Source organism: Streptomyces ovatisporus, from assembly GCF_042653885.1.
GTDB lineage: Bacteria > Actinomycetota > Actinomycetes > Streptomycetales > Streptomycetaceae > Streptomyces > Streptomyces ovatisporus.
The window spans coordinates 430,714-452,158 of sequence record NZ_JBHSFH010000007.1; the positions used below are offsets into that span (position 1 = coordinate 430,714).

At 68.2% G+C, this 21,445-nt stretch carries 19 protein-coding genes; 10 read left to right on the plus strand and 9 right to left on the minus strand.

The window, feature by feature from the left end:
* Positions 1-48 precede the first annotated feature (48 nt).
* The gene (trxB, locus tag ACFPA8_RS15700; RefSeq protein WP_386448599.1) at positions 49-1,080 is read left to right on the plus strand and encodes a thioredoxin-disulfide reductase; all 1,032 of its coding nucleotides are present in this window, start codon (positions 49-51) and stop codon (positions 1,078-1,080) included.
* Positions 1,081-1,146: 66 nt separating this feature from the next.
* Positions 1,147-1,476: a thioredoxin gene (gene trxA, locus ACFPA8_RS15705; RefSeq protein WP_386448602.1), complete on the plus strand. Its 330-nt coding sequence runs from the start codon at positions 1,147-1,149 to the stop codon at positions 1,474-1,476.
* 187 nt (positions 1,477-1,663) lie between these two features.
* Here the strand turns inward: trxA and ACFPA8_RS15710 are convergent, their stop codons facing one another.
* The 9 genes from ACFPA8_RS15710 to rpmH all read right to left on the minus strand — a co-directional run bounded on the left by ACFPA8_RS15710 (position 1,664) and on the right by rpmH (position 8,252).
* Complete coding sequence (locus ACFPA8_RS15710; protein ID WP_386448605.1) at positions 1,664-2,281, minus strand: GNAT family N-acetyltransferase; 618 nt, start codon at positions 2,279-2,281, stop codon at positions 1,664-1,666.
* Positions 2,282-2,391: 110 nt separating this feature from the next.
* Positions 2,392-3,540: a ParB/RepB/Spo0J family partition protein gene (locus tag ACFPA8_RS15715; RefSeq protein WP_386448608.1), complete on the minus strand. Its 1,149-nt coding sequence runs from the start codon at positions 3,538-3,540 to the stop codon at positions 2,392-2,394.
* Positions 3,537-4,607, minus strand: a complete 1,071-nt coding sequence (locus ACFPA8_RS15720; protein ID WP_386448610.1) for a ParA family protein — start codon at positions 4,605-4,607, stop codon at positions 3,537-3,539. Before ACFPA8_RS15720 ends, ACFPA8_RS15715 begins: the two co-directional genes overlap by 4 nt.
* Positions 4,608-4,959: 352 nt before the next feature.
* A complete protein-coding gene (rsmG, locus tag ACFPA8_RS15725) occupies positions 4,960-5,748 on the minus strand; it encodes a 16S rRNA (guanine(527)-N(7))-methyltransferase RsmG (protein WP_386448613.1) in 789 nt (262 codons plus the stop codon).
* On the minus strand, positions 5,745-6,263 hold the full coding sequence (locus ACFPA8_RS15730; protein WP_386448615.1) for a Jag family protein: 519 nt from the start codon (positions 6,261-6,263) through the stop codon (positions 5,745-5,747). Before ACFPA8_RS15730 ends, rsmG begins: the two co-directional genes overlap by 4 nt.
* Positions 6,264-6,281: 18 nt before the next feature.
* Complete coding sequence (gene yidC, locus ACFPA8_RS15735; RefSeq protein ID WP_386449472.1) at positions 6,282-7,418, minus strand: membrane protein insertase YidC; 1,137 nt, start codon at positions 7,416-7,418, stop codon at positions 6,282-6,284.
* Positions 7,419-7,426: 8 nt separating this feature from the next.
* Positions 7,427-7,717 (minus strand): membrane protein insertion efficiency factor YidD, encoded by a 291-nt coding sequence (yidD, locus tag ACFPA8_RS15740; RefSeq protein ID WP_386448618.1) that lies wholly within the window; start codon positions 7,715-7,717, stop codon positions 7,427-7,429.
* Positions 7,714-8,091 (minus strand): ribonuclease P protein component, encoded by a 378-nt coding sequence (rnpA, locus tag ACFPA8_RS15745; protein WP_386448621.1) that lies wholly within the window; start codon positions 8,089-8,091, stop codon positions 7,714-7,716. Before rnpA ends, yidD begins: the two co-directional genes overlap by 4 nt.
* A 23-nt stretch (positions 8,092-8,114) precedes the next feature.
* Positions 8,115-8,252 (minus strand): 50S ribosomal protein L34, encoded by a 138-nt coding sequence (rpmH, locus tag ACFPA8_RS15750; protein WP_027748981.1) that lies wholly within the window; start codon positions 8,250-8,252, stop codon positions 8,115-8,117.
* Positions 8,253-8,693: 441 nt separating this feature from the next.
* Here rpmH and dnaA point away from each other — a divergent pair, with 441 nt between their 5' ends.
* From dnaA to ACFPA8_RS15790, 8 genes are all read left to right on the plus strand, one after another.
* A complete protein-coding gene (dnaA, locus tag ACFPA8_RS15755) occupies positions 8,694-10,634 on the plus strand; it encodes a chromosomal replication initiator protein DnaA (RefSeq protein ID WP_386448624.1) in 1,941 nt (646 codons plus the stop codon).
* An 821-nt stretch (positions 10,635-11,455) separates the two neighbouring features.
* Entirely contained in the window at positions 11,456-12,586 is a 1,131-nt protein-coding gene (gene dnaN / locus ACFPA8_RS15760; protein WP_386448627.1) for a DNA polymerase III subunit beta, read from the plus strand.
* 180 nt (positions 12,587-12,766) lie between these two features.
* On the plus strand, positions 12,767-13,699 hold the full coding sequence (gene gnd / locus ACFPA8_RS15765; RefSeq protein ID WP_386448630.1) for a phosphogluconate dehydrogenase (NAD(+)-dependent, decarboxylating): 933 nt from the start codon (positions 12,767-12,769) through the stop codon (positions 13,697-13,699).
* 10 nt (positions 13,700-13,709) lie between these two features.
* A complete protein-coding gene (gene recF, locus ACFPA8_RS15770) occupies positions 13,710-14,840 on the plus strand; it encodes a DNA replication/repair protein RecF (protein WP_386448633.1) in 1,131 nt (376 codons plus the stop codon).
* A gap of 125 nt (positions 14,841-14,965) precedes the next feature.
* Complete coding sequence (locus ACFPA8_RS15775; RefSeq protein ID WP_386448636.1) at positions 14,966-15,454, plus strand: DciA family protein; 489 nt, start codon at positions 14,966-14,968, stop codon at positions 15,452-15,454.
* Between the two features lie 247 nt (positions 15,455-15,701).
* Positions 15,702-17,804 carry a DNA topoisomerase (ATP-hydrolyzing) subunit B gene (gene gyrB, locus ACFPA8_RS15780; protein WP_386448638.1) on the plus strand — a complete coding sequence of 701 codons (2,103 nt, stop codon included), beginning with the start codon at positions 15,702-15,704 and terminating at the stop codon, positions 17,802-17,804.
* A 67-nt stretch (positions 17,805-17,871) separates the two neighbouring features.
* Positions 17,872-20,532 carry a DNA gyrase subunit A gene (gene gyrA, locus ACFPA8_RS15785; protein WP_386448641.1) on the plus strand — a complete coding sequence of 887 codons (2,661 nt, stop codon included), beginning with the start codon at positions 17,872-17,874 and terminating at the stop codon, positions 20,530-20,532.
* A 318-nt stretch (positions 20,533-20,850) separates the two neighbouring features.
* A complete protein-coding gene (locus tag ACFPA8_RS15790; protein ID WP_417801321.1) occupies positions 20,851-21,387 on the plus strand; it encodes a DUF3566 domain-containing protein in 537 nt (178 codons plus the stop codon).
* Positions 21,388-21,445: the final 58 nt, after the last annotated feature.

Sequence of the window (21,445 nt, forward strand, 5' to 3'; positions counted from 1 at the left end):
GAGAACCACACAGGTCCGGAAAGCAGTCGGCAGACAAGGAAGACTCCCGTGAGCGACCTCCGCAACGTGATCATCATCGGCTCTGGGCCCGCTGGCTATACCGCCGCGCTCTACACAGCACGCGCGTCACTGAAGCCGCTGGTCTTCGAGGGCTCCGTGACCGCGGGCGGTGCGCTGATGAACACCACCGAGGTGGAGAACTACCCCGGCTTCACCGACGGCATCATGGGTCCGGAACTCATGGACCAGATGCGCGGCCAGGCCGAGCGCTTCGGCGCCGAGCTGATCCCGGACGACGTGACTTCCGTCGATTTCTCGGGCGAGATCAAGAAGGTGACCGACTCCGCGGGCACCGTGCACGAGGCACGCGCCGTCATCGTCTCGACGGGATCCGCCTACCGGACGCTCGGTCTTCCCCGCGAGGAAGAGCTCTCCGGCCGTGGCGTCTCCTACTGCGCCACGTGTGACGGCTTCTTCTTCCGCAACCAGGCCATCGCCGTCGTGGGCGGCGGGGACACTGCCATGGAGGAAGCGACGTTCCTCTCCCGGTTCGCCGACTCCGTCACGGTCGTCCACCGCCGGGACACGCTCCGCGCCTCCAAGGCCATGCAGGAGCGCGCCTTCGCCGACCCGAAGATCTCCTTCGCCTGGAACAGCGAGGTCGAGTCGATCCACGAGAAGGACGGAAAGCTCTCCGGCCTGACCCTCCGCGACACCGGGACGGGCGCCACGTCCGACCTCCCAGTGACGGGGCTCTTCGTCGCCATCGGCCACGACCCGCGTGTGGAGTTGTTCAAGGACGTCCTGACGATGGACGAAGAGGGTTACCTCAAGGTCGACGCTCCCTCGACGCGGACCAACGTGCCCGGTGTGTTCGCCGCCGGCGACGTGGTGGACCACACCTACCGGCAGGCGGTCACCGCTGCGGGCACCGGATGCGCCGCAGCGCTCGACGCCGAGCGCTACCTCGCCGCCCAGCTCGACGGCACCCAGGTGTCCGAGCCGGAGATGGCCGAGGAGTCGGAGCGGGCAGCCGAAGAAGCCGCCAAGGAGGCGGCCAAGAAGACCGCGGCGGCCTGACGGGCCGCTGCCACCCGGACTCACCCTCACCCCCTGAAAGTTCACGAGAAACAAGGAGAGCCCACAATGGCCGGTGCCACCGTGACCGCCACCGACGCCGACTTCGACGAGGTCGTGCTCAAGAGCGACAAGCCTGTGCTCGTCGACTTCTGGGCTGCCTGGTGCGGTCCGTGCCGTCAGATCGCCCCCTCCCTGGAAGCGATCGCCGAAGAGAACAGCGACAAGCTCACCGTCGTGAAGCTCAACATCGACGAGAACCCGGCTGTCGCCGCCAAGTACGGGATCATGTCGATCCCGACCATGAACGTCTACAAGGGTGGCGAGGTCGTCAAGACCATCGTCGGCGCCAAGCCGCGAGCAGCCATCGAGAAGGACCTCGCCGACTTCATCGGCTGAGTCGCATGGCGTGAACCCAGCGAGGCCGGTTGACGACCGGCCCGCAGCAGAAACGGCCCGACGTTCGCGTCGGGCCGTTTCACGTGAAACCACCGAGGGACGGCGGTCCGGCCCCGTGGCATGCCGTCGCCCGGAGGTTCCGGGGCGCCGCAGGGGGTTCGCCCAGCGCGCCTCAGCCGTCCCGCCCTCAGAGCGGACGCAGCATCGGATCCTTCTGGACCGCCCCCAGCAACTGGTCGAGGGCCCTCTCCATGTCCTCCCGCCAGGAGACAGTCGAGCGCAGCTCCAGTCGCATCCGGGGATACGAGTGATGCGGCCGTACGGTCTTGAAGCCGACGGCCAGAAGATGATCCGCCGGGATCACGCACGCCGGTTCAGTCCAGCGCGCGTCCCCGAATGCTTCGATCGCCTTGAAGCCCCTCCGCAGGAGATCCTTGGCCACCGTCTGAACGATGACGCGTCCCAGCCCCTGCCCTCGGTGGCTCGGAGAGAGCCACGCCGTCATCAGCTGCACCGCGTCCGGCGCCACAGGGCTGGTCGGGAAAGCCAGCGAACCGGGTACGTATGCCGGAGGCGCGTACAGCACATACCCCACCGGCTTCTCATCGACGTAGACGACGCGGCCGCATGAGCCCCACTCCAGAAGCACGGCGGAGATCCATGCTTCCTTCTCCACCTCCGGTCTGCCCCCTCGCACCGCCGCCTCACCGGACACAGGGTCGAGCTCCCAGAAGACGCAGGCACGGCAACGCCTGGGCAGATCCGGGAGGTTGTCCAAAGTGAGCGGAACGAGCTGTCGCCCCATGGATCCATCGTATCCATGGGGCGACGCATCTTCCGGTCGAGCGGAGGCCGATTCAATCCGGACGAATGAACTCCCGCGAGTCGACGACGTCCGACCGCTTCCGCTGTGTGTCAGCTCTCATCGGTCTCCACCTCGGCTTCGGCGGCCTCGGCCGACAGCTGCTTGCCCAGCACGCGGCCCTCCCCCGGAGCGAACTGCCCGAGGATCCGCTCCAGGTCGTCGACAGAGGCGAACTCCACGACGATCTTGCCCTTCTTCTGCCCGAGGTCCACCTTCACCCGTGTCTCGAAGCGGTCGGAGAGACGGCCGGCGAGTTCGTCCAGTGCGGGGGAGACCCGCTTGCCTGCCCGGGGCTTCGACTTGGGGGCGCTCTTGGGCGACGACCCCATCATGGTGACGATCTCTTCGACCGCCCGCACCGACAGTCCCTCTGCCACGATGCGGTGAGCGAGCCTGTCCTGCTCCTCACCGTCCTCCACGGACAGCAACGCACGCGCGTGCCCCGCCGAGAGCACCCCCGCAGCGACGCGCCGCTGAACCGACGGCGACAGCCGCAGCAGACGCAGCGTGTTGGAGACCTGGGGCCGCGAGCGCCCGATGCGGTCGGCGAGTTGGTCGTGCGTGCAGCTGAAGTCCTTGAGCAGCTGGTCGTACGCCGCCGCCTCCTCGAGCGGGTTCAGCTGAGCCCGGTGCAGGTTCTCCAGCAGCGCGTCCAGGAGCAGCTTCTCGTCGTCGGTCGCGCGGACGATCGCCGGGATGCGCTCCAGGCCGGCCTCACGGCAAGCCCTCCAACGCCGCTCGCCCATGATGAGCTCGTAGCGCGAGGGCCCCAACTGCCGTACGACGACCGGCTGAAGCAGGCCCACCTCCTGGATGGAGGTGACCAGCTCCGACAGAGCGTCTTCGTCGAACACCTCACGCGGCTGACGCGGGTTCGGCGTGATCGCTTCGAGCGGCACCTCTGCGAAGTGCGCTCCGACGGGCTCACCTTCGAGGTTCGGAGTGCTGTCCGTGCCTGCCTCCCCTTCGGGCCGGCCAGCCGTTTCACGTGAAACGTCGTCCCGCGCTTCACTGTCCGGCAGTGACGTGACCTTCGCGGCTGCCACCCCCCGCTCCGGTGACATCACCGGCACCGCGCTGGGTGAGGTCGCGCCATTTCCGCCGACGGCCGGTCCGCCGGATTCATCGGCGCCGGGCGCCGGTGCCGCCGGGATCAGTGCGCCAAGACCCCGGCCCAGTCCCCTACGTCGATCACTCACTGCGTGCCCTCCGACATGGTGCTGTTCTGCTGCTGCAGTTGCTGAACCGACTGCTCGTGGCGCCTCTGGACGTTCGGATCACGCAGCGCGATCTCGCGAGCCGCCTCCAAGTAGGACAGCGAACCACTGGAACCAGGATCGTAGGTCAGCACTGTCTGCCCATAACTGGGGGCCTCCGAGATACGGACGGAGCGGGGGATGTTGGTGCGCAGAACCTCCGCGCTGAAGTGGCTCCGCACCTCGTCGGCCACCTGCGAGGCAAGTCGCGTCCGCCCGTCGTACATCGTGAGGATGATCGTCGAGACGTGCAGCTTGGTGTTGAGGTGCCCCTTGACCAGATCGACGTTCCGCAGCAGCTGTCCCAGGCCCTCCAGCGCGTAGTACTCACACTGGATGGGGATGAGGACCTCGGCTCCGGCCACGAGCGCGTTGACGGTGAGCAAGCCCAGAGACGGCGGACAGTCGATCAGGACATAGTCCAGGGGCTGTTCGTAAGCGCTGAGCGCCCGCTCCAGCCGGCTCTCACGCGCCACCAGCGACACCAACTCGATCTCCGCACCGGCGAGATCGATGGTGGCCGGTGCGCAGAAGAGCCCTTCGACGTCCGGAACCGGCTTGACGACATCGGCAAGCGGCATGCTCTCCACCAGGACGTCGTAGATCGACGGCACTTCGGAGTGGTGGTCGACGCCGAGGGCGGTGGAGGCGTTGCCCTGCGGGTCAAGGTCGATGACGAGAACCCTCGCCCCGTGAAGGGCCAGGGAGGCGGCCAGGTTCACGGTGGTGGTCGTCTTCCCGACTCCACCCTTCTGGTTGGCGACGACCATCACCCGCGTCTGTTCGGGCCTGGGCAGGCCTTCACCGGCGCGGTTCATCGCCTCTACCGCCTGCTGGGCGGCGCGGCCGATCGGCGTATCGTCCATCGGAGGCGGCGTTTCACGTGAAACGTCGACCGTTTCTGAACGGGGGCCGGGGACCGGATCGGCCATCGGTCCCGCGGTATTGGCGTCGGACCGCAAGGGTTCACTCTCCTCGACATCAGGCTCGTGCTGAACAGAGCCTGCCATGCTTTCGGCGTTATGAACCAGCGAGCCCCGCTCAGTTGTGGACGAATCCACCTTGGAACGGGATTTGTGGGTGGGTTTCTGGTCGCGCTGCTCGGCCTGTGCGCGTCCGCGGCTGATGATTCCATGCAAGAGAGAGCGGCGTTTCACGTGAAACACGATGCACAGTCGGCGACCGCACACCAGGGCGACACACCGCGATGCCTAACCGAAAGGGCTTTTATGGAGTAGACGGACATAACTATCGGGAGGTGTCCACCCTCGTCCGTCTCTCTGATCCCTCGTTCTGCTCTTCGGTTTCTGCGACGGTGCAGCGACGCACAGCACGGCCGACGCCGTGCTGTGCCATCAGGGATCAGCGCCTACGTCGCCCGCCTCGCGCCGCTCTCCCCGAGCGCGCCTTCTGGGCCTTGGCCCTCCGGGCCGCGAAGCGCACACCGCCCGGACTCTCACCGACCTCGGCCCGCACCACTGTCGACAGGGGGTCGACCACACCCTCGCCCACCTGCACCACGGACGTCTCCACCACGCCGAGCTTGTGCAAGGCGTCCCGGGCGCCGCGCAACTCCTCTTCGGCCGTGTCGCCCTTGATGGCCAGCATCTCGCCGTACGGCCGCAGCAGAGGGACACCCCAGCCCGCCAGCCGGTCCAGCGGGGCAACGGCCCGAGCCGTCACCACGTGGACCGGGTTCAGTGAACCCAGCATCTCCTCGGCCCGGCCACGCGCCACGGAGACGTGGTCGAGCCCGAGGAGCTCCACGACCTCTTCCAAGAAGGTCGTCCGACGCAGCAGGGGCTCCAGCAAGGTGATGTCGAGGTCCGGGCGTACGAGCGCCAGGGGGATGCCCGGCAGGCCCGCACCGGATCCCACATCACAGACCGTCACGCCTTCGGGCACGATCTCCGAGAGCACCGCACAGTTCAGCAGGTGCCTCTCCCACAGCCGCGGCACCTCACGCGGTCCGATCAGCCCCCGTCGTACGCCCGAATCCGCGAGGAGCTCGGCGTAGCGCCGCACCTCCGGCAGGCGGTCACCGAAAAGCCGGTGAGCCGCCTCGGGCGGCGGCGCGAGCTCCGCAAGTTCCCCCGCCTTCGCGGGGCCCCCGTCCGGCGGCCCCGCCTGGCCGGCTGACCGGTCGGTCACGGCAGCACGACCACGCAGCGCTGTGGCTCCTCGCCCTCGGACTCACTGCTCAACCCGGCTGCCTTGACGGCGTCGTGCACGACCTTGCGCTCGAACGGCGTCATCGGACGCATCTTGACCGGCTCGCCGGTGCCCTTCGCCTCCTGCGCCGCCTTGGCCCCGAGTTCCGCGAGTTCCTCCCGCTTGCGCGCACGGAAGCCGGCGATGTCCAGCATCAGCCTGCTGCGGTCGCCGGTCTCCCGGTGCACCGCCAGACGCGTCAGCTCCTGCAGCGCCTCCAGGACCTCACCGTCCCGGCCGACCAGCTTCTGCAGATCCCGGCTGGGACCCTCGCTGATGATCGACACGGCGGCACGGTCTGCTTCGACGTCCATGTCGATGTCACCGTCGAGATCGGCGATGTCGAGGAGCCCCTCGAGGTAGTCGGCCGCGATCTCACCTTCCTGCTCCAGGTGGGACAGCGAGTCCGTCTCCTCCACGGCAGTCGCTTCCGAGGTGTCTGTCGTCTCCGTCACGGCTTGGGCTCCTTCTCGCTACTTCTTGGAGGGGTGCTTGGGACGCTGCGGGCCACCCTTGCGCTGCTGCCCCGACTTCTTCTGTCCGGACTTCTGGCCGCCCGACTTCTGACCCGTACGCTGCTGCGACTTCGGCTGCTGGGTCTTCGCCTTCGGCTCGCCCTCGCCGGACGAGTTCGTCGTCTCACCCTCGGCGCTGCCCGTACCACCAGCGGCACCCGGCCGTGCCTGCTGCCGCTGGGACTTCGACTGCCGCTTCGGCTGCTGCCGGCGGGCACGCGCCGCCTCGACGGCTTCCCGCGCCTCGACCTCCTTCGGGTCCTCCTTCAGCTTCCCGGCGGCACGGAGCTTCTCCTGGCGCTGCTGGAAGGCGATGGAGCCCGGCGTCGGGTTGCGCTTGATGACGAACATCTGCTGGCCGAGCGTCCAGACGTTGGTGGTCAGCCAGTAGACGAGCACACCCACGGGGAAGTTGATGCCGAAGACGGCGAACATGATCGGGAAGATGTACATCAGCATCTTCTGCTGCTGCATGAACGGCGTCTTGACCGTCAGGTCGACGTTCTTCGTCATCAGCTGGCGCTGCGTGTAGAACTGCGACGCCGACATCAGCAGGATCATGACCACCGTGACGACGCGCACGTCGACGAGCGAGGCGCTCAGCTCGGCGACCTTGTCCGCGCTGTCGAGGAACTTCGCAGCGATCGGGGCACCGAAGACGGAGGCGTTACGCGCGCTGTCGACCTGCTCCGCGCTCAGCACACCGACCGGCTTGTTGTTCGCGATGTGGTTCAGCACCTGGAAGAGCGCGATGAAGAACGGCGACTGCGCCAGAATCGGCAGGCAGCTGGAGAGCGGGTTCGTACCCGTCTCCTTGTACAGCTTCATCATCTCTTCGGACTGACGCTGCTTGTCGCTCTTGTAGCGCTCCTGGATCGCCTTCATCTTCGGCTGGAGCGCCTGCATGTTCCGCGTCGACTTGATCTGCTTCACGAAGAGCGGGATCAAGGCGATCCGGATCACGACCACCAGGAAGAAGATGGATAGACCCCAGGCCCATCCGCTGTCCTCGTCGAAGAAGAGGCTGAACAGCGAGTGGAACTGGACAATGATCCAGGAGACAGCGGTATAGAGAGGACTCAGGATCGTGTCCAGGAAGTTCATCAGGCTCCTTGGGCGTTGGACGGGGTCCGTTGATGCTGCCGGCGGTCACGCAACCGCTGGTGCCAGACCGGGTGCTTCCGGGCGGGTACGTGGTCGACGCCACCGGGCGACCACGGATTGCAGCGCAGGATGCGCCAGGCCGTCAGTGCCGTCCCCTTCACAGCCCCGTGCCGCCCGATGGCGGTGTAGCCGTAGTGCGAGCACGACGGGTAGTAGCGGCACACCGGCCCGAGCATCGGACTGATGGTCCACTGGTACAGCTTGATCAGCCACAGCAGCGGGTACTTCATGACGAAGGCCCTCCAAGCAGCCGCCCCAAGGCGGCCTCCAGGTCGCGCACCAGCTCCTCGTGGACGGCCTCGCCCGCGCCCGGCAGCGCCCGTACGACAACCAGGCTACCTGCGGGCAACTGGGTCAGACGCTCGCGCATCAGATGCCGGAGGCGCCGCTTGACGCGGTTGCGCACCACCGCGTTCCCGACCGCCTTGCTGACGACGAAACCCGCACGCGCGGGGGGAGCCTCTCCCCCCGCCTCGTGCGGGTCCGATGAGCTGCTGTTGCTGCGCAGGTGTACGACCAGGAGCGGGCGACCCGCCCGGCGTCCTCGGCGTACCGCGGCCGCGAAGTCCTCGCGCCGCCTCAGCCGGTTCTCGGTAGGCAGCACGGCATGGACCTGTGGTCAGGCGCTCAAGCCGACAGGCGGCTGCGACCCTTGCTGCGACGGTTCGCAACAATCGCGCGGCCGGCGCGGGTCCGCATGCGCAGCCGGAAGCCGTGGGTCTTCGCGCGACGACGGTTGTTCGGCTGGAAGGTGCGCTTGCTCACTCGGGGGCTCCAGGAATGCTTCGTGTCCCGCGGGCGGCCGCGAGAACGTGGACGTGTGTCGTGTGTGGCATCGACAAGCTGTCACCGTGCGCCCACGAGTAGCTCGCAACGCTCGAGTGTGCTCCGCTTCATGATCCGCAAAAGCTCTCTCGGATCTTGCCCATCGGAGGCAGGCGGCAGCAGCCGTCGACAACTCGACCTCGTTACGGTACGCGCGGCTACGCCATTCGGTCAAACCGCCGGTGAGCCCCCCGATCGGCTTGCCCGTGGGGCGGAGGCCCGCCGTGCACAGCCTGTGGACAACGACTTGAACGGGGCGCGTCGGCCTGACTACCGTGACTGAACCTCCCATCCCTCCCGACCGACCCAGAACTGCACATTCGCGGGATCCGGCCGGCGTCACCGAACCACCACACCCAGCGAGTGAGAGAAGCGTGCCCCGTGGCTGACCTGCCTGCCGATCTTGCCGCAGTGTGGCCGCGCGTGCTGGAACAACTCCTCGCGGAAGGGCAGGGAGTCGAAGCCAAGGACCAGCGCTGGCTCCGCGACTGCCAGCCGCTCGTCCTCGTCTCGGGCACCGCACTCCTCGGGGTGCCGAACGAATACGCGAAGGGCGTGCTCGAAGGCCGCCTCGCGCCGATGATCAGCGATGCTCTCAGCCGCGAGTGCCAGCAGCCCATCCGGCTCGCGATCACGGTCACCGGGCCCAGCCAGGACGCCGCCCCCTCCGCCGCGGAACAGACGCCCGCCTCGCCCGCAGGGCATGAGGCACAGCCGGCCGGCCCTTCCCTGCCGTCGCAGCACAGCCCCGGACAGCACAGTCCGGCACAGCAGGACGGCAGCGGCAGCGGCAGCGGTTACGACAGCGGCAGGTACGAGCAGCAGCACAGCGGCTACGACGGCGGCAGGTACGACAGCTACCCGGGCCCCGACCTGCCCAGCCCGCGGCCTGCCTACCCGGACTACTCGCAGTCGCCGCGGCAGCCGGGCGCCTGGCCGCAGCCCGACCGCGACCAGTACCCGCCGCCGCACCAGCATCCGCAAGCGCAGCACCACCAGCAATCGCAGCAGCCGCATCAGCAGCAGACGTACGACCAGCACTACGACCAGCGTGGGCCCGGCCCGGCGCAGCAGTACGAGCGTCCGCAGTCACCGTACGAGTCGTACGAACAGCACCAGCAGCACCAGCAGCAGCGGCACCCTCAGCAGCAGTTGCCCCAACCGCAGGTGCCGCCGCAGGGCCAGCCTCCCGCTCCCCGCTACGACGGTCCTTCCCAGCTGCCCGCCCCCAGCGGGGCGCCCGGTCCGCTCGCGGCACAGCCCGCCCCGGCGACCGGACCGGGGGAGCCCACCGCGCGGCTGAACCCGAAGTACCTCTTCGACACCTTCGTCATCGGTGCGTCGAACCGCTTCGCGCACGCGGCCGCCGTCGCAGTGGCCGAGGCGCCGGCGAAGGCGTACAACCCGCTCTTCATCTACGGGGAGTCCGGGCTCGGCAAGACGCACCTGCTGCACGCGATCGGGCACTACGCGCGGAGCCTCTACCCGGGCACGCGGGTCCGCTACGTGAGCTCCGAGGAGTTCACCAACGAGTTCATCAACTCCATCCGCGACGGCAAGGCGGACGCGTTCCGCAAGCGCTACCGCGACATGGACATCCTGCTCGTGGACGACATCCAGTTCCTGGCCGACAAGGAGTCGACGCAGGAGGAGTTCTTCCACACCTTCAACACCCTGCACAACGCCAACAAGCAGATCGTGCTCTCCAGCGACAGGCCGCCGAAGGCGCTCGTCACCCTGGAGGACAGGCTCCGCAACCGCTTCGAGTGGGGCCTCATCACGGACGTCCAGCCTCCGGAGCTCGAGACGCGCATCGCGATCCTGCGGAAGAAGGCGGTGCAGGAGCAGCTCAACGCACCACCGGAGGTCCTGGAGTTCATCGCCTCGCGGATCTCGCGCAACATCCGGGAGCTGGAGGGGGCGCTCATCCGTGTCACTGCGTTCGCCTCGCTCAACAGGCAGCCGGTCGACCTGGGCCTGACCGAGATCGTCCTCAAGGACCTGATCCCGGGCGGTGAGGACGCCACTCCGGAGATCACGGCGCCGGCCATCATGGCGGCCACCGCCGACTACTTCGGGCTCACCGTGGACGACCTCTGCGGCTCCTCACGCAGCCGCGTGCTCGTGACAGCGCGGCAGATCGCCATGTATCTCTGCCGCGAACTCACCGACCTGTCACTGCCCAAGATCGGCAGCCAGTTCGGCGGCCGCGACCATACGACCGTCATGCACGCGGACCGCAAGATCCGGGCGCTGATGGCCGAGCGCCGCTCGATCTACAACCAGGTCACCGAGCTGACCAACCGCATCAAGAACGCGTGACCGCGTAGAAGGACCGCGTCCGCGCGTCCCCGAGCCCTCCGGGAGCAACTCCCGGAGGGCTTTTCGCTGTTCGAATCCACAGCCTGTGGTGGACGTGGTCCACAGCTGGAGGCCGTCGGCGGGGTCCACACCCTGTGGGCCCCTGAAGTTGTCCCGAAAGCGTCCACAGACCCTCCTGTCAACACCGCGTCCTCCGAGGTCACCTGCCTGTGTACTTGTGCGCAACCCGGGTCCACAGGATGTGGAGCAGTTCCGCGGCAAGCGACGGGGGTCCGGCTTTGTCCACTGCCCGCCCACAGACTTCGCCGTCTTGTCCCCAGCCGCAGCTGTCTTCTCCACAGCGCTGTCCACTGTTCGGCAACACAACGCGCCCGCTCACTGGTCCGAGTGAAAGGCGTCACACCAGAGCGCCGGTTTGGGGTGTGGGAAACATGGGGAAACCAACGCCTGTTGCTGTGGGCAAGTCGCCTCTGCCTGTGTACCGGGTGTGCAGAACTTTTCCGCGTCCACAGATACCCCTGAGTACTCCACCGCTGCGCCCACAGGCCCGGTGGACAAAATCTCCGCGCTGAGCTGCGAAAACAGGGTTTTCCACGGTTTCCACAGGCCCTACTACTACGACCACCTATATAAAGCGGGGAATCTGTTTCGAAGTTGGGGCTGTGCACAACTCGCTCGGGACGTCTCCTGGCCGCTGCGCAACGACTTGACCCACACCTGCGCCGACTGTCATCGGAGTGCGTCAGACTGGTCCCCGGCGACGAGCCGACCACGACAGGCAGCAGGGGCGAGCAGCCAGGTACAGCAGGAGGCGGCTGAAGGTGAAGATCCGGGTAGAGCGCGACGTTCTGGCGGAGGCGGTGGCCTGGGCGGCGAAGAGCCTCCCGGCACGTCCGCCCCAACCTGTCCTGGCCGGCCTGCTGTTGAAGGCGGAGGACAGCTCGTTGAGCCTCTCGGGCTTCGACTACGAGGTCTCGGCGCGGGTGTCCGTGGAGGGCGAGGTCGAGGAGGAGGGCACGGTCCTCGTCTCCGGCCGGCTGCTGGCCGACATCTGCCGTTCGCTCCCCAACCGTCCGGTGGAGATCTCCACAGACGGTGTACGGGCGACGGTCGTCTGCGGCTCCTCGCGATTCACACTCCACACACTGCCTGTGGAGGAGTACCCGGCGCTGCCCGAGATGCCCACCGCGACCGGGACCGTGCCGGGTGAGGTCTTCGCAGCCGCCGTCTCCCAGGTGGCGATCGCCGCGGGCCGTGACGACACGCTGCCCGTGCTCACCGGCGTCCGCATCGAGATCGAGGGCGACACCGTCACGCTGGCCTCCACGGACCGGTACCGCTTCGCGGTGAGGGAGTTCCTGTGGAAGCCGGAGACGCCGGACGTGTCCTCGGTGGCGCTCGTCCCCGCGAAGACGCTGCTGGAGACCGCCAAGTCCCTGAGCAGCGGCGACAGCGTGTCGCTGGCGCTCTCCGGCTCCGGCGCGGGCGAGGGGCTGATCGGCTTCGAGGGCGCCGGCCGGCGTACGACGACGCGGCTGCTGGAGGGCGATCTGCCCAAGTACCGCACGTTGTTCCCCACGGAGTTCAACTCGGTCGCCGTGATCGAGACGGCGCCTTTCGTGGAGGCGGTGAAGCGCGTCGCCCTGGTCGCCGAGCGGAACACCCCGGTCAGGCTCAGCTTCGAGCAGGGCGTACTGACGCTGGAGGCGGGATCGAGCGACGACGCACAGGCTGTGGAGCGTGTGGACGCGGAGCTGGAGGGCGACGACGTCTCGATCGCCTTCAACCCGGGGTTCCTTCTCGAGGGTCTGAGCGCCATCGACTCCCCTGTCGCACAGCTCTCCTTCACCACCTCGACCAAGCCGGCCCTGCTCAGCGGGAAGCCCGCGAAGGACGTCGAGGCGGACGACGCGTACAAGTACCTGATCATGCCGGTGCGTCTGTCGGGCTGAGCCGTTCCCGGCTGCCGCACCCCCTTCCCACAGGCGCCCCGAGCCGTGCCGCCGCGCCCGTCCCGGAGTTCCCGGACGGCCGCCTGACCGGCAACTTCTGAGCGGCCGGAGCCCACAGGTGTGCACGAACCTGTGGGCGTAGGGTCGGGCCAGGTACGAATCGTGAGAGAAGGGGCACTGATGGAGCTCGGTCTCATCGGTCTCGGCAAGATGGGCGGGAACATGCGCGAGCGCATCCGCCGTGGGGGCCACACCGTCATCGGCTACGACCGCGATCCCGGACTCGCGGACGTGCACAGCCTCGAAGAGCTGGTGACGTCGCTGAAGACGCCCCGTGTGGTGTGGGTGATGGTCCCGGCGGGGGCCGCCACCCAGTCGACCATCGACCAGCTGGCCGAGCTCCTCTCGCCCGGCGATGTGGTCGTCGACGGCGGCAACTCCCGCTGGACCGAGGACGAGCAGCATGCCGGCGAGCTGAGCGCCAAGGGTGTGGGCTTCGTCGACTGCGGTGTCTCGGGCGGCGTCTGGGGCCTGGAGAACGGCTACGCCCTGATGTACGGGGGTTCGTCCGAGGACGTCGCCAGGGTGCAGCCGGTCTTCGACGCGCTGAAGCCGGAGGGCGAGTTCGGCGCGGTGCACGCGGGCAGGGTCGGTGCGGGCCACTTCGCGAAGATGGTCCACAACGGCATCGAGTACGCGATGATGCAGGCTTTCGCGGAGGGCTGGGAGCTGCTGGAGGCCGTGGACGCGGTGACGGACGTGCGCGAGGTCTTCCGGTCGTGGCAGGAGGGGACGGTCATCCGTTCGTGGCTGCTGGACCTGGCCGTCAAGGCGCTGGACTCGGACGAGCACCTCGAAGAACTGCGGGGCTATGCGGCCGACTCGGGTGAAGGCCGGTGGACTGTGGACGCGGCCATCGACCACGCTGTGCCCCTTCCCGCGATCACCGCGTCGCTCTTCGCCCGCTTCTCCTCCCGTCAGAAGGATTCGCCGCAGATGAAGATGGTGGCCGCGCTGCGCAACCAGTTCGGCGGCCATGCGGTCACCGCGACCGGCGCCCATGTGGACGGGGACACTCCGGGAGCGGACGTCCTTCCGCCGGTGGGCGGCTGACGGGTTCGCGATGCACGTCACGCATCTGTCGCTTGCCGACTTCCGCTCGTACGTCCGGGCCGAGGTGTCTCTCGGGCCGGGCGTGACGACGTTCGTGGGGCCGAACGGCCAGGGCAAGACGAATCTCGTGGAGGCCGTCGGCTATCTGGCCACGCTGGGCAGCCACCGGGTCTCGTCGGACGCGCCGCTGGTGCGGATGGGCGCCCAGCGTGCAGTGGTACGGGCGGCGGTGCGGCAGGGCGACCGGCAGCAGCTCGTGGAGCTGGAGTTGAACCCGGGCAAGGCGAACCGGGCCCGGGTCAACCGGTCTTCGCAGGTCAAGCCGCGGGACGTGCTGGGCATCCTGCGCACCGTGCTCTTCGCGCCGGAGGACTTGGCGCTGGTGAAGGGCGACCCGGGTGAGCGGCGCCGGTTCCTCGACGAGCTGATGACTGCGCGGTCGCCGCGGATGGCGGGTGTGCGCTCGGACTACGACCGGGTGCTGAAGCAGCGGAACTCGCTGCTGAAGTCGGCGGCGATGGCCCGCCGGCACGGCGGCCGGGAGCTGGATCTGTCGACGCTGGACGTGTGGGACGAGCATCTGGCCCGGGTCGGTGCCGAGTTGCTGGCTCATCGGCTGGAGCTCATATCCGCGCTGCGGCCGCTGGCCGACAAGGCCTACGAGTGCCTGGCGCCGGGGGGCGGCCCTGTGGGTCTGGAGTACAGGGGTTCGTCGGGCGGCGCCGGCGACGCGGCTGCTTCCCGCGAGGAGCTGTACGCGCAGGTGAGGTCGGCGCTGCTGGAGGCGCGCAGGTCGGAGATCGAGCGGGGCGTGACGCTGGTCGGGCCCCATCGGGACGACCTGGTGCTGAAGTTGGGGGAGCTTCCCGCCAAGGGGTATGCGAGCCACGGGGAGTCGTGGTCGTTCGCGCTGGCGCTGCGGCTGGCGTCGTACGAGCTGCTCAAGAGCGAGGGGAACGAGCCGGTTCTGGTTCTGGACGACGTCTTCGCGGAGCTCGACGTGAAGCGGCGGGCGCGGCTCGCGGAGCTGGTGGCCCCGGGTGAGCAGGTTCTGGTGACGGCAGCGGTCGGGGAGGACGTGCCGGCGGTGCTGGAGGGAGCGCGTTTCTCGGTCTCGGACGGGGAGGTCGAGCGGCAGTGAGTCACGAACCCCCGCCTGCGGCCGATTCGGAGCCCCCCGGGCCTGCCGGGGAGTCGCCGGGACCGGCTGCGGCGGGGTCGGCGGATGCCGGGCCCGACCGTCCGCAGCCCCCGGAGGCGACGGGCGTGGACCTGGCGAGGGTCGCGCTGCGCGCGGCCAAGGAGCAGGCGAAGGCCCGGGGTGCCGCTGCCCAGCAGAAGCGGGACGTACGGCGTGGGCGCGGACCGCGGTCGGGGGCGGGCCGGGACGGCCGGGATCCGGTGCCGCTGGGGGCGGCGGTGCAGGGTCTGATCACGGAGCGGGGCTGGGAGGCCCCGGCTGCGGTGGGTGGCGTGATGGGCCGGTGGCCGCAGCTGGTGGGTCCGGAGGTGGCTCAGCACTGTGAACCGCAGCGGTACGACGAGGAGGAGCGGACGCTCACGGTCCGGTGCGATTCGACGGCGTGGGCGACGCAGTTGCGCCTGCTGGCACCGCGGTTGGTGGCCCGGCTGAACGAGGATCTGGGGCAGGGCACGGTCGTGCTGCTGAAGGTGCGGGGGCCGGAGACGGGGGCTGCGCGCGGTGGCCGGCTGCGGGCTCCCGGCAGCAAGGGACCGGGTGACACCTACGGGTGATTCGTGACGGCGCTCACGGTGATGGAGCGTTGACAGGCCGAAGCGCTGAGCGCCCCCGTGAGCGTTCTGGCCCCCCGGTCCGTATATGGGGAGTCGGTGGACGCCAGTTCAGGTCGGCACATGCGGACTCAGGCACCCGCAAACCCCCATTCACGGTCTGGCCACCGGTACACTGATGGAAGAATCCGTCCCCGTTGGGGAACATGTCGAACGACGCAGCCGCTCCACTCTGCCCTGGAGGCGGCCTGTGCTGTGCCAGAAAGGGCGCTTCGTGGCCGATTCCGGCGATCTCAACGAGCACGAGAACAACTCCTCCGACACGGGAACCGACGGTGCCCCTGTGGACGGCGCCGGTGTCGAGGTGCAACCGGTCGGTCCCCCGGTCTCGCCGGTCACGGCGGAGGCCGAGCCGTCGTACGACGCGAGTGCCATCACCGTCCTCGAGGGTCTGGAGGCGGTCCGGAAGCGTCCCGGCATGTACATCGGATCGACCGGTGAGCGTGGCCTGCACCACATGGTGCAGGAGGTCGTGGACAACTCCGTCGACGAGGCGCTGGCCGGGCACGCGGACACGATCAACGTGACGCTGCTGGCCGACGGCGGCGTCAGGGTCGTGGACAACGGCCGTGGCATCCCGGTGGACATCGTGCCGTCGGAGGGCAAGCCCGCGGTCGAGGTCGTCCTCACGGTGCTGCACGCGGGAGGCAAGTTCGGCGGCGGCGGTTACGCGGTCTCCGGTGGTCTGCACGGCGTCGGCGTCTCGGTGGTGAACGCGCTTTCGCAGCGCGTCGCGGTGGAGATCAAGCGTGACGGTTACCGCTGGACGCAGGAGTACAAGCTGGGTGCTCCCACGGCGCCGTTGCAGCGCAACGAGAAGACCGACGAGACGGGCACCGTCGTCACGTTCTGGGCCGACGGGGAGATCTTCGAGAGTACGGACTACTCGTTCGAGACGCTCTCGCGCCGCTTCCAGGAGATGGCGTTCCTCAACAAGGGCCTGACGATCGAGCTCACGGACGAGCGTCCCGAGCATGTGGACGAGGAGGGCAACCAGCTCTTCGTCCGCTACCACTACGAGGGCGGGATCATCGACTTCGTGCGCTATCTCAACTCCCGCAAGGGCGAGTTGGTGCACCCCACGGTGATCGGCGTGGAGGCCGAGGACAAGGAGCGGCTGCTCTCCGTCGAGCTGGCGATGCAGTGGAACAACCAGTACAGCGAGGGCGTGTACTCCTTCGCGAACACCATCCACACGCACGAGGGCGGCACGCACGAGGAGGGTTTCCGTGCGGCGCTCACCGGTCTGATCAACCGGTACGCGCGTGACAAGCGGCTGCTGCGGGAGAAGGACGACAACCTCACCGGCGAGGACATCCGCGAGGGTCTGACGGCGATCATCTCGGTGAAGCTGGGTGAGCCGCAGTTCGAGGGCCAGACGAAGACGAAGCTGGGCAACACGGAGGCCAAGACCTTCGTGCAGAAGGTCACCCATGAGCACCTGTCGGACTGGCTGGACCGCAATCCCAACGAGGCCGCGGACATCATCCGCAAGGGCATCCAGGCGGCGACGGCCCGCGTGGCGGCCCGTAAGGCGCGCGATCTCACGCGCCGCAAGGGGCTGCTGGAGACGGCGTCGCTGCCCGGCAAGCTGAGTGACTGCCAGTCGAACGATCCGGCCAAGTGCGAGATCTTCATCGTGGAGGGCGACTCGGCCGGCGGTTCCGCCAAGTCGGGCCGCAATCCGGAGTTCCAGGCGATCCTCCCGATCCGCGGCAAGATCCTCAACGTGGAGAAGGCCCGTATCGACAAGGTTCTGCAGAACGCCGAGGTGCAGGCCCTGATCTCGGCGTTCGGCACGGGTATCCACGAGGACTTCGACATCGCGAAGCTCCGCTACCAGAAGATCATCCTCATGGCCGACGCCGACGTCGACGGCCAGCACATCAACACCCTGCTGCTGACGCTGCTGTTCCGCTTCATGCGTCCGCTGGTGGAGGCCGGGCACGTGTTCCTGTCGCAGCCGCCGCTGTACAAGATCAAGTGGGGTCGTGACGAGCACCAGTACGCCTACTCCGACCGCGAGCGCGACAGTCTGATCCAGCTCGGCCGCGAGCAGGGCAAGCGCATGAAGGACGACTCGATCCAGCGCTTCAAGGGCCTGGGCGAGATGAACGCGGAGGAACTCCGCATCACGACGATGGACGCCGATCACCGGGTGCTGCGCCAGGTGACGCTGGACGACGCCGCCGCCGCGGACGACCTGTTCTCGATCCTGATGGGCGAGGACGTGGAAGCGCGCCGTTCGTTCATCCAGCGGAACGCCAAGGACGTCCGCTTCCTCGACATCTGAGCACGTCGGCCCGTACACCGCCGTGGAGTTCGGCGCGCCGCACACACAGAAGGACTTGAGCTGAGCAATGGCCGACGAGATTTCCCCCACCCCAGAGGGTCCCGAGGGCGACAACGGCATCGAGCCGGTTGTCGCGGGTGATCCCGCACCGGTGCAGATCGAGGGCGCGGCTTCCCGCGTGGAGCCGGTGAGCCTCGAGACCGAGATGCAGCGGTCGTATCTCGACTACGCGATGAGTGTCATCGTCTCGCGTGCCCTGCCCGACGTCCGCGACGGCCTGAAGCCGGTGCACCGGCGCGTGCTGTACGCGATGTACGACGGGGGTTACCGGCCCGAGAAGGGCTTCTACAAGTGCGCCCGCGTCGTCGGCGACGTGATGGGCACGTACCACCCGCACGGTGACTCCTCGATCTACGACGCGCTGGTGCGTCTCGCGCAGCACTGGTCGATGCGGATGCCGCTGGTCGACTCCAACGGCAACTTCGGCTCGCCGGGCAACGACCCGGCGGCGGCCATGCGGTACACCGAGTGCAAGATGACGCAGCTGTCGATGGAGATGCTGCGGGACATCGACGAGGGAACCGTCGATTTCCAGGACAACTACGACGGCCGCAACCAGGAGCCGACGGTGCTGCCGTCGCGCTTCCCCAATCTGCTGATCAACGGCAGTGCGGGCATCGCGGTCGGCATGGCCACCAACATCCCGCCGCACAACCTGCGCGAGGTGGCAGCGGGCGCGAAGTGGTATCTGGAGCACCCCGACGCGTCCAACGAGGAGCTGCTGGACGCGTTGATGGAGCGCATCAAGGGCCCGGACTTCCCGACCGGTGCGCTGGTCGTGGGCCGTAAGGGCATCGAGGAGGCATACCGCACCGGACGCGGCTCGATCACGATGCGCGCGGTCGTGGAGGTCGAGGAGATCCAGGGACGGCAGTGCCTGGTGGTCACCGAGCTGCCGTACCAGACGAATCCGGACAACCTGGCGCTGAAGATCGCCGAGCTGGTGAAGGACGGCCGTGTCGGCGGCATCGCGGACGTGCGTGACGAGACCTCTTCGCGTACGGGCCAGCGGCTGGTCATCGTCCTGAAGCGGGACGCGGTCGCGAAGGTGGTCCTGAACAACCTGTACAAGCACACCGATCTGCAGACGAACTTCGGCGCGAACATGCTGGCGCTGGTGGAGGGCGTGCCGCGCACGCTGTCCCTGGACGCGTTCATCCGGCACTGGGTGAAGCACCAGGTCGACGTCGTCGTCCGCCGTACGCAGTTCCGGCTCCGCAAGGCGGAGGAGCGGGCGCACATCCTGCGTGGCCTGCTGAAGGCGCTGGACGCGATCGACGAGGTCATCGCGTTGATCCGGCGCAGCCAGACCGTCGAGGACGCCCGCGGCGGCCTGATGGGGCTGCTGGAGATCGACGAGATCCAGGCGAACGCGATCCTGGAGATGCAGCTGCGCCGGCTGGCGGCGCTGGAACGGCAGAAGATCACCGCCGAGCACGACGACCTGCAGGCGAAGATCGACGAGTACAAGGCGATCCTGGCGTCCCCGGCCCGTCAGCGGCAGATCATCGGTGACGAACTCGCGGCGCTGGTGGAGAAGTTCGGCGACGACCGCCGTACGAAGCTGATCCCCTTCGAGGGCGACATGTCCATCGAGGACCTGATCGCGGAGGAGGACATCGTCGTCACGATCACGCGTGGCGGCTATGTGAAGCGGACGAAGACGGTCGACTACCGGGCGCAGAAGCGCGGCGGCAAGGGTGTACGCGGGACGAAGCTCAAAGAGGACGACATCGTCGACCACTTCTTCGTCTCGACGACGCACCACTGGCTGTTGTTCTTCACCAACAAGGGGCGCGTCTACCGGGCGAAGGCGTACGAACTCCCCGACGCGGGGCGGGACGCGCGTGGTCAGCACGTAGCCAACCTGCTGGCGTTCCAGCCCGACGAGCGGATCGCGGAGATGATCGCGATCCGTGACTACGAGGCCGTGCCGTATCTGGTGCTGGCCACCAAGTCGGGCCTGGTGAAGAAGACCTCGCTGAAGGACTACGACTCACCGCGCTCCGGCGGCGTCATCGCGATCAACCTCCGGCAGATGGAGGACGGGCGGGACGACGAGCTGATCGGCGCGGAACTGGTCTCCCCCGAGGACGACTTGCTGCTGGTCAGCCGCAAGGCGCAGTCGATCAGGTTCACGGCGACCGACGAGTCGCTGCGGCCGATGGGACGTGCGACGTCCGGAGTGAAGGGAATGAGTTTCCGGGAAGGTGACGAACTCCTCTCGATGAACGTCGTCCGCGCGGGTACGTTCGTCTTCACCGCCACGGACGGCGGATACGCCAAGCGCACGAACGTCGACGACTACCGGGTGCAGGGTCGCGGCGGTCTGGGCATCAAGGCCGCCAAGATCGTTGAGGACCGGGGTTCGCTGGTGGGCGCGCTGGTCGTGGAGGAGAGCGACGAGATCCTCGCCATCACGCTCAGCGGCGGTGTCATCCGTACACGCGTGAGTGGGGTCAGGGAGACGGGCCGTGACACCATGGGCGTCCAACTGATCAACCTGGGCAAGCGGGATGCGGTGGTCGGTGTTGCGCGCAACGCCGAAGCCGGTCGTGAGGCCGAGGAAGTGGAAGCGGCTGCGGAACCCGGCGAGTTGTCGGATCAGGAGCCCCAGGCCACGTCGGAAGAGCCGGACCAGCCGGATGACGCGGACGACGAGGAGTAAGGCGTGAGTGGTGCCCAGCCACAGCCACGTACGCAGCAGGAGGCCGAGGCACAGCAGGAGGCCGGGGCTGTGCAGTATCAGCAGCAGGCGCAGCAGCACGCACAGCCCCAGCAGCAGGCCCAGTCTCAGGCCCCGGCACAGTCGCAGCCTCTGCCTCAGCCGGAGCCGCACCGCCCTCCGCAGGCCTATCCGGCTCCGCCGGTGACTCCGCCGGCGGCGGGGGCCGCCGGGGCGGTGGGTGGTCCGGGCGGCGCCCCGGTGGGGCCGTCCGTCTCGCCGCGTCTGTCCGAGCCGCCGGAGCCGTTGAACCTGGCCGGTATGCCGGGTCCGGCAGGTTCCGGGCAGAGTGCCGGGCCGTCCGGCGCGGCTGCGGGTGAGGGCCCGGGTACGGGTACGGGCCCTGGTCCTGCTTCGGCTGCGGGGCCCGGCGTCACGGCGGGCACCGATGCGGTACGCCGGCCGCGTACGGGCGCCCGTACGGTGCCGCGGACCCGCAAGGCGCGGCTGCGGGTGGCCAAGACCGACCCGTGGTCGGTGATGAAGGTGAGCTTCCTGCTCTCCATCGCGCTGGGCGTGTGCACGATCGTGGCCGTGAGCGTGCTGTGGATGGTCATGAACGCCATGGGCGTCTTCTCCGCGATCGGCGGCACACTCAGTCAGGCCACGGAGTCCGGCGAGGGCGGCTTCGACCTGGAGTCGTTCATGTCGCTGCCCAGGGTGCTGCTGTTCACGTCGGTGATCGCGGTGATCGACGTGGTGCTGGCGACGGCTCTGGCGACGCTGGGTGCCTTCATCTACAACATCTCCGCCGGCTTCGTCGGGGGCGTCGAGGTCACCCTGGCCGAGGACGAGTAGGACCTGCTGAGGCCCCGGAACCGATTTGGGGGCTCGGATGGAAGTGCGCTAATCTTTC